Here is a 12,603-nt window from a genome sequence, read left to right as displayed (position 1 = left end):
TGGCCATTATAGGATTTTCGTTGCTGGTTGGTCTTATCTATCTGGTGGAAGATATTTAAAGTTTGTATAGCGACACTATTAATGGTCTAAAGCTCCTTTCTGACATGAGATTCTAGGGAATTGATATAGTCCATATATACATCATGATCGCGCCTGACTCCATCTGGGCTTATGCCCGCCATAATGTCGTTGATTAAATTTAATATAATTTCAGATAGTGTTTCCGTGGCGCTACTCAGTCCTTCAAGCCGTACAGATTGGCTTATATGACTGTAAAAGAAATCTAATAGCTTTGTATCGTGAAGGTTTATGCTTAAGCAAGCCAGCTCTATTTGCCTGGCATATATTTTATACTCAGTCATTATCATTAGTCGGAATCTGGAATTTCTTGGTAGTATTTGCTTGATAATATTGATATTTACTTTGTTATTTGCCTCAAGATATTCCCTAAAGCCCATCATGTCATGCGGTGCTGGAGTTTTTTCTTTGTGTGTTGCCGATTTTATTTCGGTGGTGCAGTAGTCAGCTATGTGAACCCTAAAATAGTGGTATGCATTTTTCAGTTGTCCAATTCTTTTAATTTGTCTTAGTTTTTCCTGACGAGCAGACTGATATTTGGTGAATTCATTGAGAAGTAAGCCGAAGGTTGCAATTCCAAGTAGTGTTTCCATGGAGGTCAGCAGAAAGCCAAATTTGCTGACCGGATAAATCTCTCCATATCCCAATGTCGTAATTGTTACGATGCTGAAGTAGATACTCTTTGAAAAGCCGAGTTGCTCATTGAGGCAGGAGTTGCAGCTACTATAGATGGCAGCAAAAATAAAAATGACTGAGAAGTAACCTAGAAGTATTTTCTTCCAGGTCAGGAAGGAAAGAAAACGAGTCATTTATCCATTCCATGATCTCTAGTTTAAGGCCCTTATTTCTATTCTAGACTCTCCATGTGTAAGTAAAACATGCTTTTCCCTTAGTCATGCCCATGCGGATCAGGATTGCCGCGAGCATACCTTAGAAGACCGTTGGTGGCACCCACTGGTGGAGGTTTACTTATCATGGGAAACCTGGTTTTCGGCACCTTCACTATTCAGGGGGCAGATTCTACAATATCAAAATGCAGGCCAGCAAAGCTGGTGTGCCGTGTCTTACCCAGCGGTGAAAACAGCAAGCCGGGCTATTGCATCGCACTCGCCGGCAGCAATAGCCCCTGGTACAGCATCACAATGGCACTGTCGCTCGACAGTGGGCAGAAATTTGTCGAATCCAGCAGCACTAATGTGCAAGCGGTTGTGGGCGAGCTGGTAACCACTCTGGTCAAGCACAAACCAGAAATCCCCGACACATACAACTGCGTATAGGTGTAGTTGTATGATAGAGGCCGGACCTTGGAAAACTGCATCCTCGGCGAGTTGGTAAACCACCAGAGTGGGGCGCTGATCGGCAATTAAATTGTCATCTTTGGCGAGGCGAATAAATCAGCTCAGGCATTTGGTAATTGGGCTATTTCCTGCGCGGACGTCTCGGCCCCACTATTGCAGAGCACCCAGCGGCGGCCGCTTTGTATTGATCGAAATTACATCAGTACAGAGCGATGCAACCTTAGCTAGACGCTAAGCTCTCGCGCTACCAGTTCAGGCTTGGCCAAGGAAACTACAACCAACAGCCAGTTTACTGGTGCCAGCCAAGGGTATATTTAGGGAAATTGATGTTCCTTCTATATCTAAAGAAAGTGTATTCATTTGAGAAAGAAGGATTTCCTTAAGGTTAGTGGAGGATAAACAGTTACCGAAGATCAAACAGAAGCATATGAAAAAAATTGTTTAATCACGGAAAGAGCCAAATTTCTATTAGGTATTGGTGTGACGGCAGAGCCCGACCTCGAAGTAGGTAATTCTGTTTTCCGTGCATGTGTGGGAAGTTTGCATTTGCTTGTCCATGGTGATTCAAAACTAACAGCTATAAAAAGTGCTAAAGCCTGGTTGGAGAAAATAGCAACAAAAGTTGAAGAGAATAAACAGCGAAGTTCTTGATGTATCCAATTGGCGTAGCCGCCCTAATATTTTGTTCTGCCTCAGTAGTTTTTATCATAGGCTTATAGGTATCCATTTTTTCTGCTGAGGGCGTGCCCAGTTCTGCGAATTCTCAAGGATAAATTTAAAGGGGAAACAATTTTGTTAGCCCCGTTTTCGAGTATTTTTGCTGAAAGGAGAGATCTAGTGAAAAGAGATAGTCTTATCTTAGCTTCTTATTGATTTAGGTAATGATAAAATTTGCCTTTAAGATTCTTCTTAATGCAGAATGTGACCTTGGTGTTACAATTGAAGGGTTTTAATATGGGACTTTCGGCAAAGTTATCTGAATATGCAGCAGCACTTGCAAGCTCTAGATATAGATTCGACCCAAATGAATTTGGGTCGGATTTACAAGCTATTTGTGAGGTCGAAAAAAGTATAGGGTTAAAATTTCCGGCAGCCTACGTTGATTTCCTCAGTGTTTTTGGAAGGGGCCCAAAGTGGTTAGATGAACTACGCGGGTTTCAGCTTATTGATGAGCTGGTAAAGTTTCAAGAGGAGGTTAGGGAAGAGTTAGAAGAGGAGGGTGATAGTGATAAATTACCAGGTAGTAGTTTCGTTTTTAGGTGTATAGATGGTGCTGAACTACTTTTCTTCGAGTGTGGTGGCGACGCTAATCCAATAGTACATGAAATAAGTTATGGAAGAGATGGAGCGGAAGTTAACCCCACGGGGGAAACATTGGAAGAGTACATAGAAATCGCAATTAGAGATCTAGTACGGGAAGCTAACGTAGATCCTAAGAAGTACATCCATCTATTTCCATACCTGTAGCGGTTCAAAGTTGATCTGACATTATCAATTTTTTCTATTGGTAGTAGTCAGGTCAGGTTTAATATACTATTACTCCCCTCTAGGCCTTTTTATCGTGATGAGTTCGTGCACTAGAATTTAGCGCATGATTCAACTTGCAGTTTGAATAACCATGTCAAAGACAGAATTCCGCTTTGAGGGTGAAATAAATATTTTATTCGACCCTCGTTACTATATCGTATTATTTTTGATTATATGCGAAAGTATTTAGATGTATAAATCGCTAATGTAAGCAGAAGTATGGCTTCCTTTAATTGTTGACCGACTATGTATGATACTTTAATATTTTTTAATCGAATTATATTCTGAAGGTTCCATTCCACAAGGATCTCCCCAAGGAGGGCGGAAGTGTCATTTATAAACGAATTGAAATCAATTGGCGATGAATTGGTTGGATATGGTGTTGCCCGTGAAACCGTCAAAGTCTTAATGACGGGTGTTGCTGCTAGGATATCTACCGATTGGAATTCTACCTTGAGAGATTTGCCTGGTCATTTGTACGAAATCACAAAGCTTAGGAAGCTTTACAGGACGGGTAGAGATGCATTGGAAAATGACAGCTATGGTGACCAATATTACGGGTCTGGACAAGGTGTTACTGTTACCCAGCAGAAGTGGTCCACGGCGACTTCTCAAAGAGGAGCCTTGAAAAATGTTGGTCTTGCATTGACACAACTTAGTGGTGCGAATGGTGAGTTGCCGCCTCCAGCCTCAAACAGGTTGATTGCGGATATAGTTATTGGAAATATCTCCGAGGAAAACTTTGAAGGGAAATTGAATAGTTATTTGGATACAGGTATCAAGAGTTTTGTAAAAAATGATATGCCAGAACAATATAAGAATAAAAACTGGGGAATTCGAGTTACTCACATAACTGATAGCGAGCAGGGTTTAAGTAGAAAGAAATTTTATTCATTTGATGCAGATGGCAATGTAACTCTAACAAAAAGTCAGGAAAAACAAAGAGAAGATATCAACGATGTTATTGGCATAATGATACTAGCTACTGATGAATATAATGAAAAGGGCAAGGACATACTTAAGAGGGAGGTTCAAGAGTTGGCCCAAAGTTTCCTGGTGGTTTAGACTTGACTTTGATAGGACACCTTCTGAATAACTACACACTAGTAAATTGTTAACGTGGACTGCTGTGCAGTCCCTTCTTTTACCCTCTCTCTTTTTTCCATGCTTATAAACTATTTCCAGATGATTAAGAGCTAGTGTCTGATGATCTTGGTTTAACTCCGATAGGGTTCTCGTATAAATCAGGGTTTCTTCTTCACGGGCTCTGCTTGTCCCCATTCTGCACTATGCGGGGGCCTTTGGTTTTCCTCAACCGGGCACAGTGGTTGAAATAGATTTCGCCTATGGCCGGGCGGATAAACCATTTATTCGCACGGTGTTATCGCATGGGGTAGGGCTCCCAGCGCTCGACCGTGAAGATTTAATTTGGCAGCAATGCGACTCTGTACGGCAAAAGGTGGACGCCAGCGCAGAATGGAGCCGGGAAACGCACGGTGACATACGCGAGAAATCATTACGCAGAATTACAGAGGCTGCTGAAGTTAAAGCGAGCTGCGATAGCGAACATCGACAAGTGCGGGAACATTCCGTAGAAGAGGTGGCCGGCGTAAAAATAATTGAAGCCCTTGGAGCTTTACGTTTCTTATCTGCTGGCGGTCTGAACTTATCCGCTCTCGACAATCTAAATATTACAACAGCCAGTGATATTAATATTTCAGCGGGCCGTGACATAAAGGAGCAAATCGGAAATATTCGCGAATCAGTGGCCAAAGTCCGCCAAACTATCAAAGTAAAAGATGGCGGCAAGGTTTGGTTGGGCAGTGAATCTTTAAACGTGCTGAAAGTGCTAGAGGATTTAATAGGCGTAGTGTCTGCCCTGGCCGCCACCCTTGCGACTCACTCGCACCCTGGGAATGGGCAGAAGCCAACCCAAGAGGCGGCAATTAATGGGCACAAGAGCAGTGCAGATAGTTTGAAATCCCAGCTTAGCGCGGTGCGGGCTTAAGCTGGTTATACACTTAAAAGGAGAGAAGTTATGAATAATAGAGTAAACAGGTATGCCATTTTTGCCGAACGAGTCCACCTGATGAATGGTGGAGCGAAAAGCTATAGAGACTCTGCGCCAACTCAAGAGGCGGCAAAGGAGCTGGCGGAGGAGATTGCGAAATCAAAGAAGGCGGAGTTTTATTCCTGGCTGCAAATTCTGGATATTGTGACAGGCAAGTTTACTGAGTACTCGATTGAGCGGGGCGGGGTACTGGTGGAGAGGGAATACCCATGCTTAGGTGTGGGCTTGTGAATTTATAACTAAGTAAAGCACCACAGTGATCCGTGGTGCTTATCAAAATTATCACCCCGGAATCAGGAAAAGCCCCCGCATGGGATAAACGCTGTACCAGCATCGTATGTGGGTTAGAAGTTGCGAGCTAATACTGATTTTATTTTCATTGGGTGGCTTGTTCCCATTCATCCTCATCTATGATGTTGATCTCAACACATTCGTCTAAACTGCCTTCCGCTATTTCTTCACGGGTTTCAAATGAAGGATATAAATACTTCTCTGTTTTTGGACAAGAAAAAAATCTAAGGTGGTAGTCTATTTCTTGGTTAGAGTATGTATATCCTATAGCTGGCCCATCTAGCGCTTCATACCATTCACCAAATATACATATTAAAACTCGGTCATTTGGTGTTTTTTGGCGTCTATTGATTTGCCTAAACAAAGATCCAGAACGTTCATATATTTCTGCCATAGTAGATAAAAAGCTATGCATTGTAATATCGTTGGAGGATATTTCTAGTATCCCCTGAGTTATTTCTAGCAATTTTTCAAAGCTACCGAGTGTAAAAGTATCATCCTGAATGGATTTTGATATGTGGGAGTTTTGAGGAATTCTTAAGTCGTTTAAAGCTTTAATTAAAGTGTATCTTTGGTGTGCTAGCTGGATTTCTGAAAATGCATATGTGATCGAGCATTTACTAGCTTCCTTTGCAAATGAAATTAGATGTGTTGATGCAGATATTGGCCCTCCAGAATAATCGTATAGTCGTGTGTCAAAAGTGGTTACAGTACTCCCGGAAAACCAATCTTTATACATCGTTGGCTTGTTGTGAAAGGTGATCTGAAATTTTTCTTCATAAAAATTTATAAGAGAAAAAATGTTTCTTTGTGTTGAAAAAACTGACTAAAGGCTGTCTTAGCTTGTTCGTGCTCCCAGAGTTCACGATTTCTTGATAATTCGTAATTATGTGTCTTATTGGCATTTGAGATTTGAGTGGCTGTTTGCTCACTACGAAATACAAGGGCAATAACACCAAGGACTGCAAGAAAGCCTGTACATATTTTTATTGCGGGTGAAAAATATATAAAGAAATTGTTGATGCAGTTCATAGATATGCAAGCTTCATATCTCGCACCCTCTCCGGTTGTTTGAATTCCCAGTAATATAGAAATCGTCACTATTGAAGTGAGTGTGACAATTATTCCTATATACAATGTGTATGTAAATAAGGGGTATTCCCAGAGTGAGGCGTCTTCTTTTACTTCAGATTTGGTTAGTATGCTGACCATTTTTTCGTGAAGACTTCTGTGCATATCAAGACCCTTCTTTAACATCCTTTATGTTTATCTAGAAACGGTTGCTTTAATTCTTTGTTTTCTGTGAGTGGGGGGCTTTGAGGTTCTTGTTCCCTTTTCTTATCGAAGTGGTGTGTTTGACTTTTCTATATCGAATTTCAGTTTTTTATTATGATTCTTAAATTCTTCAAGTGCCAACATGTTTAGGTCTGTATCACCCTGTGGCCCGATGTGTACTTTCTTTACGAGGGTGTCGATACCCTGAAGTTTGATGTAAGGCACTAAGCCTCCTTTCGACTTCCTGAAGTGAACTTCTGGATCTTCTTCTAGTCTTGCTCTAAATTCACTGTTCTTGCTTTCTGTTTTTGGTTTTGCGAATTTAAATATCCTTGTTTCCCTTTCATCTATGTAGTCAGGGTGTTTGTTAGTCATCTTAATTTTATTTATTTCTGCTGAATAGCGAATTCCCGGAATTATACGGTATGCTTTTTCCCAAGCAGATTCATGAATTATATATTTCTGTGGTCCGGCACCTTTTTCATAGTCTGCATTGATGCGATTTGCTAAATTTTTCCATTGGTTGATAGTCTTTTTTTGTTGTAATTGCATTTTTCAAGTTGAAAGCCAGATATATCGTTGAGTTGAGCCATGTCAAAACCTATGCAGTATCCACCTTCTTTCGGGCAGTAACCACGCCACTGACTTAAAATGTTTTCTTCAGAGAAAGATCCAACATATATTCTACCGCCCCCATCTATATGATTTTCTTGCATTAGCTCTGAAAGAATATCTATGCTGTGATCTTTGTTACATTCACTTAGTATTTCGCTACTAAATTCACTTAGTATAGCTTCTGCGTATTTTCCTTCAGTGTGATCATTGAGGAAACGATTGTCAGTCAGCCAAAATTCACCTTCACCGATAATTCCGTGAAGTCCATTGATATCAGTGTAGTGATAGATTAATCCCACTTTACATCTGTCCTTTCGTTTTTAACTGGTTTGATAATGAGGTTTCAAAGAGTGTGAAAGCTAAAAAATGATTGTTGCCTGGATCAGCTAGTTGAAGGTCAATAGTAATTGAATCCTCTTCAAGCCTTAGAGCAAGGGAGGTGAAGTGCTTGCGAGACTGCTTGAAGTGTTTACCGTTCCATTGGCAGCTGGCTTTAACTCCTCCGGGTTGATCCTCTAAGGAGTTGTACATAATTTTTGACCCTAATTTTTTATTTTGGATTTGAATATTACAGCGGTTGCTAGATGATTCACCTAGCGTAATCTGGATGCCGTCATCAGCGCTCCTGGCTTCTATGATTTTGAGTCGATCTGATTCAATTTCTACTAGGTTATCTATCGTTGGATAGATTTCAATTTTCTTCATTGCGTCTTGGCAACCCGATAAAGCGACCAAATACGCACTTACCTTTAAAAACCCCGTAAAAATACGCATTACCAGTTCCCTCTGATTATCTGTGATCAATAATTGTGCAGCAAAAAGGGGCGTCGGTCACTCCTCCCCACGCCTGCCGATTTTGGGCACTCTTTTAGTTGATGAAATGGCACAAGAGGCTAGGGCCTGAGCTGGTGCGGGGCCTGCAGCCAATGGGGATTTCACAAAATGAAAGGTTTTGAAGAGCTTTGAACAGATTTTTCACTGATCAGAACCTCAGAATACTGGTACGGGCTACAAGGGAAGAGGGCGACAGGAGCATCTTTGTAGCTAGGGCTGGCGCGCTCTGGCTTGATTCGTAATGGCAGCGTTGGACAGGCGGTTATCTTGTGCCTTTACCTTTCTTGATCTCAGCTAACGCCTTTGAGATTGCTTTCTTTGCCTTTGTGTACGAACTTTTGGGATCTGCTTCATTGGGCAGAACAGTGAACTGTTTTTCTTTGTCGGTTAGCGCCTTGTTACTCATCGTCATGGTCCTTATCGAGATCAATGATCATTTTTCCGTCTTTGTCACTTTTGCCGGATGCCAAGCCTTCAGGCTCTTTGATCTTGCCTTTCTCTGCTCTCATTTGTTGAGCCAGCTTCTTTAGCCCAGCTTTTGCTCGCTCTTCTTTGGAAAGCCCTTTGAGCTTTTCATCATGAGCAGTATTGAAGTCTTTGATTTTGTCATTCATCAAATAATTCTCCGGGTACAGCTGTCGCTTTTGGGGTCGTACTGGAACCCTTTGTTTTCATAGTAATCTCGGACATCACTATTTATGGGGTGCATGATTTTCACATGCGTAGCGCCGAGAAGAGTGGCATAGGCGTATAGGGCCAAATAGGTTAGGTCTAAATGTGGTTCCCCAGCTTCTGGTGATTTCTCGATGTAGTCCAGCCTTAGCCCTGTAGCATGATAGGTTGGGCGCCCCATAGCGAAGCCTACTAGACGGTTCCCAGCCCAAGTAGCAGATTCAAATCGTTTAGGGAACTTGAGTTTCCAGCTTATCCAGGAAGAAGGCCAGTCCCAATCAACCTTCCGGTTGGGATGATTCTCCCAATGCCGGAAAGCCGCGTAGGAGGCGCTATCGACAAGTGCAAGGCGGGTATCCGGTAGATCCAGTGCCTCATTGGCCATTTGGATCGATTGCCGTCTGAGTTCGGTATACCTGCGCTCTAGTTCCTCGCGCATGCTTAGCTTATAGGCTGCCATATAAACTCCTTTTCAAATGGCTTTCTGCTTTTTTCTTTCAGCTTGGAGATGGGTACCGGCGCCATGAAGGCATGCACTTCCCGCCTCCCTGGCAGTAAGAGATATTTTTGCGTTGAGACTTTGTTGAGACGTAAACGAAAAAGGGCGGTACCAAGGAAATTGGTACCGCCCTTCGATGCTTGTAAGTCTATGATTTACAAGACTTTATATGGCGGTGGGGCAGGGATTCGAACCCTGGGACCTGTTACAGTCAACGGTTTTCAAGACCGCCGCTTTCGACCACTCAGCCACCCCACCAAATTGTGCTGCGCATTATACATAGCTTCGTGCTACATACAAGCGCCATTGTGATTTTTTTTAATTAGTTCAATAGGTTAGGTGGTTTATTGACCAGTCCCGACAAACACGTCGGGCATAAATAGCCGCCAATCCCAGGGGGGCTGGCGGCTCTAGTGGCTTTATTTAGCCAGCTTCTGCCGAATTGCGGTCGCTACCATCCTCGGTGGTTACCCGTGTCGTCTGGCGGGCCAGGCGCGGATCATTGGCCGGGCGGGACAGTGAGCGCGGGCTGTGAGAGATCGCTGCAGGTTGGGCGGTATCCAGTGGTTGCTGGGAGCCTACCTGGCGGTGCTCAGTCACAATGGCAAGTTCAAGCAGGGGCTTGGGGTTGATGCGAGGGTCATTGCTGGCACGGCCTTGAGCGGCGGGAGTGGTAACTTTTTCAGAAGCTTCAGCTTCTGCGGCCACAACTTCTACCTGGTCCGTAACTTCGCTGGTTTCGCTGTGCTGCTCCAGTATTTCTGCTACCTCATTGGCTTCGGACAATGCGATTTCCTCGGCATCTTCCGGTTCAGCCTGGGTTGCTTCTGCTGCAGTCAGAGTTTCTGCGGTTGGTGTTGCCTCAACTGCCAGTTCTTCTCTGGCTGGAGCTGTGCTTTCTGTTTCTCCTTGAGTCGCAGCAGGTCCTTCAGCTGGAACTTTTACTGCAGGTTCTGGCTTGGCAGCGAGAGTTGTTTGTTCTTTTTCCTTTGTGGGTGCCGGAGTCGCTTCCGTAGCAGGGGTAGAAGCCCTTTCAACTTTTGCAGTAAATGCAGCGTAGGGTTCAGCTCGCTTGGGCTCGATAGGGGCTTCCGCTGCGACCTCAGTTTTCACAGGCGCAGGTGAACGCTCAGGGATCTCTACTGCTGGCTTGGGTTGCGCTTGGGTAGATTTTGGCTTTTGTTCCCGGCGCTCGCTCTTGCGCATGGGTGTTTCGCCATGGTTTTCTGCAGTAAATTCCTTGGACTTCCTGGCTTCGCTTTCCGCTTCATCAATGGCTTCATTGACTTCGCGATTCAGCTCTTCCTGGCTCTGGGCTACGGCAGCTGCAGCAGTATTTTCTGTGCGGCGGCCGCGGCGGCGGGCCTGTGGGCGACCGCGTACATTGCTTGGGCGGCGCGCAGGGCGCTGTTCGCCGCTATCACCTGTCTGCTCAAAGGATTCGCTAGTGCTCTCGTTCTCAGCCACTACACTGCGGCTTTCATCCCGGCGGCGATTGTCATTGCTGCGACGACGACGACGGCGGCGCTGACTCTCGCCACGCTCGGCGCCGGTTTCGCGATCTTCAAATTGCTTGGTCTGTTGTTTCTCTTCCCGCTGATCTTCACGTTTGGAATCATCACGGCGATCGTCTTTACGGCGCGTAGGGCGGCCATTGCGGTTACCGCGACCACTGCGTTGGTTGCGATTACGGTTGCGGTCGCGCTGGTAATCCTTGCCGCGGTTTTTAGATTTTTGGTGCTTTTTAGGCTCTGCCTCTTCGCTCTTGAAGAGAGAGGCAATTGCAGTCATCAGGCGGCTGAACAGGCCCGGCTCTGGCTTTTTCTCCGGAGTGGGGGCAGGTGCGGTGTGGGCAATCTGCTGTACGGCCGGCTGGGCTGGAGTGCGCTGCGGCTTCTCATCTTTTTTGGTGATGGTTTCTTCCACAGTACCGGAAATCTTGTAAGAGGTTTCCAGGGTGGCGGTGTCGTCATCACGCAGACGCTGCACTTCAAAGTGCGGGGTCTCGATATCCGCATTGGGTACTACAACTACACGGGTTTTATTGCGGGACTCGATTTGGGAAATAGCCTTGCGTTTTTCGTTGAGCAGGTAGGTGGCGACATTCACAGGGGTGATGGCGCGAATTTCTGCGCTACGCTCCTTTTTGGCTTCTTCTTCCACCAGGCGGAGGATAGAGAGAGCCAGGGATTTGGTGCCACGAATAGTGCCCTGGCCGCTACAGCGGGGGCAGACGCGGAAGGTCGTTTCCCCAAGGGAGGGGCGCAGGCGCTGGCGCGACATTTCCAGGAGACCAAAGCGGGAGATGCGTCCAACCTGTACTCGGGCGCGATCCATGCTGAGCGCTTTTTCCATGCGCTTTTCAACTTCGCGCTGGTTGGATTTGCTCTGCATATCGATAAAGTCGATAACAACCAAGCCGCCCATATCGCGCAGACGCAGTTGTCGGGCGATTTCGTCTGCTGCTTCCAGGTTAATGCTGCGGGCCGTTTCCTCGATGTCTCCACCTTTGGTGGCACGGGAGGAGTTGATGTCGATGGAAACCAGTGCCTCGGTAACATCGATTACGATAGAGCCGCCGGAAGGTAGTTTCACTTCCCGCTCGAAGGCTGTCTCTATCTGGCTTTCAATCTGATAACGGTTAAAGAGGGGAATGGCATCTTCGTAGTACTTTACTTTATTTGCGTAGTGAGGCATTACCTGACGGGCAAATTCTGCTGCCAGTTCGAAGGCGCCTTTGTCGTCAACAATCACTTCGCCAATATCGTCACGCATATAGTCGCGAATAGCGCGGATGATGACATTGCTTTCCTGGAAAAGAAAATGCGGTGCTTTGGAAGTGTCCGCCTCTTCTTTTATGGCTACCCACAGTTTCAGTAGGTAGTTGAGGTCCCATTGCAGCTCTTCACCGCTACGACCCACACCTGCGGTGCGCACAATTATGCCCATGCCTGAGGGTACCTCAACGCTGGCCAGAGCATCGCGCAGTTCCGAGCGCTCGTCACCTTCAATGCGGCGGGAGATACCGCCAGCGCGAGGATTGTTTGGCATCAGTACCAGGTAGCGCCCGGCAAGGCTAACGAAGGTAGTAAGGGCGGCGCCTTTGTTGCCGCGCTCTTCCTTGTCTACCTGTACGATAACTTCCATGCCTTCTTTGACGACATCTTTAATCTTGATGCGGCCTTCAATGTCTTTGGGCTGCTTGAGGAAGTATTCGCGGGAAATTTCTTTCAGAGGGAGGAAGCCGTGACGCTCTTCGCCATAATCAACGAATGCGGCTTCGAGAGAAGGTTCTACGCGGGTAATCTTGCCTTTGTAGATATTGGCTTTTTTCTGCTGACGTGTTCGGTTCTCAATATCCAAGTCATACAGCCACTGGCCGTCCACCAGGGCTACACGCAACTCCTCAGGCTGGGTTGCGTTGATTAGCATTCTTTTCATGC

At 45.4% G+C, this 12,603-nt stretch carries 14 protein-coding genes and 1 tRNA gene; 5 read left to right on the top strand and 10 right to left on the bottom strand.

Annotated elements, in window-relative coordinates:
• Positions 1-86: 86 nt before the first annotated feature.
• Entirely contained in the window at positions 87-887 is an 801-nt protein-coding gene (locus tag P3339_RS13150) for a potassium channel family protein (protein ID WP_282950768.1), read from the bottom strand.
• 165 nt (positions 888-1,052) lie between these two features.
• Between P3339_RS13150 and P3339_RS13145 the strand changes: the two genes are divergently transcribed.
• The 5 genes from P3339_RS13145 (at position 1,053) to P3339_RS13125 (ending at position 5,205) form a co-directional block, all read left to right on the top strand.
• The gene (locus P3339_RS13145) at positions 1,053-1,355 is read left to right on the top strand and encodes a hypothetical protein (RefSeq protein ID WP_282950767.1); all 303 of its coding nucleotides are present in this window, start codon (positions 1,053-1,055) and stop codon (positions 1,353-1,355) included.
• 960 nt (positions 1,356-2,315) lie between these two features.
• Positions 2,316-2,843, top strand: coding sequence for an SMI1/KNR4 family protein (locus tag P3339_RS13140; RefSeq protein WP_282950766.1), 528 nt, complete (start codon positions 2,316-2,318; stop codon positions 2,841-2,843).
• 387 nt (positions 2,844-3,230) lie between these two features.
• Positions 3,231-3,968 carry a hypothetical protein gene (locus P3339_RS13135; RefSeq protein ID WP_282950765.1) on the top strand — a complete coding sequence of 246 codons (738 nt, stop codon included), beginning with the start codon at positions 3,231-3,233 and terminating at the stop codon, positions 3,966-3,968.
• A 259-nt stretch (positions 3,969-4,227) separates the two neighbouring features.
• Entirely contained in the window at positions 4,228-4,911 is a 684-nt protein-coding gene (locus P3339_RS13130; RefSeq protein WP_282950764.1) for a hypothetical protein, read from the top strand.
• Between the two features lie 30 nt (positions 4,912-4,941).
• On the top strand, positions 4,942-5,205 hold the full coding sequence (locus P3339_RS13125; protein ID WP_282950763.1) for a hypothetical protein: 264 nt from the start codon (positions 4,942-4,944) through the stop codon (positions 5,203-5,205).
• A 145-nt stretch (positions 5,206-5,350) separates the two neighbouring features.
• Here P3339_RS13125 and P3339_RS13120 read toward each other — a convergent pair whose 3' ends face one another.
• From P3339_RS13120 to rne, 9 genes are all read right to left on the bottom strand, one after another.
• Entirely contained in the window at positions 5,351-6,004 is a 654-nt protein-coding gene (locus tag P3339_RS13120) for a hypothetical protein (protein ID WP_282950762.1), read from the bottom strand.
• 47 nt (positions 6,005-6,051) lie between these two features.
• Positions 6,052-6,501: a hypothetical protein gene (locus P3339_RS13115; RefSeq protein ID WP_282950761.1), complete on the bottom strand. Its 450-nt coding sequence runs from the start codon at positions 6,499-6,501 to the stop codon at positions 6,052-6,054.
• Positions 6,502-6,603: 102 nt separating this feature from the next.
• Positions 6,604-7,092, bottom strand: coding sequence for a hypothetical protein (locus tag P3339_RS13110; protein ID WP_282950760.1), 489 nt, complete (start codon positions 7,090-7,092; stop codon positions 6,604-6,606).
• Entirely contained in the window at positions 7,047-7,454 is a 408-nt protein-coding gene (locus P3339_RS13105; RefSeq protein WP_282950759.1) for a DUF2971 domain-containing protein, read from the bottom strand. The genes P3339_RS13110 and P3339_RS13105 overlap by 46 nt, the downstream gene beginning before the upstream one ends.
• Before the next feature lies 1 nt (position 7,455).
• Positions 7,456-7,929 carry a hypothetical protein gene (locus P3339_RS13100; RefSeq protein ID WP_282950758.1) on the bottom strand — a complete coding sequence of 158 codons (474 nt, stop codon included), beginning with the start codon at positions 7,927-7,929 and terminating at the stop codon, positions 7,456-7,458.
• Positions 7,930-8,387: 458 nt separating this feature from the next.
• Positions 8,388-8,603, bottom strand: coding sequence for a hypothetical protein (locus P3339_RS13095; protein ID WP_282950757.1), 216 nt, complete (start codon positions 8,601-8,603; stop codon positions 8,388-8,390).
• Positions 8,603-9,121 (bottom strand): hypothetical protein, encoded by a 519-nt coding sequence (locus P3339_RS13090; protein WP_282950756.1) that lies wholly within the window; start codon positions 9,119-9,121, stop codon positions 8,603-8,605. The genes P3339_RS13095 and P3339_RS13090 overlap by 1 nt, the downstream gene beginning before the upstream one ends.
• Before the next feature lie 209 nt (positions 9,122-9,330).
• Positions 9,331-9,418: transfer RNA gene (locus tag P3339_RS13085), tRNA-Ser, on the bottom strand.
• 165 nt (positions 9,419-9,583) lie between these two features.
• Positions 9,584-12,601 (bottom strand): ribonuclease E, encoded by a 3,018-nt coding sequence (gene rne / locus P3339_RS13080; RefSeq protein ID WP_282950755.1) that lies wholly within the window; start codon positions 12,599-12,601, stop codon positions 9,584-9,586.
• Between the last annotated feature and the right edge of the window lie 2 nt (positions 12,602-12,603).

This window comes from Microbulbifer sp. MLAF003 (assembly GCF_030012965.1).
Classification (GTDB): Bacteria; Pseudomonadota; Gammaproteobacteria; order Pseudomonadales; family Cellvibrionaceae; genus Microbulbifer; species Microbulbifer variabilis.
This window is presented reverse-complemented; position numbering and strand designations above follow the sequence as displayed.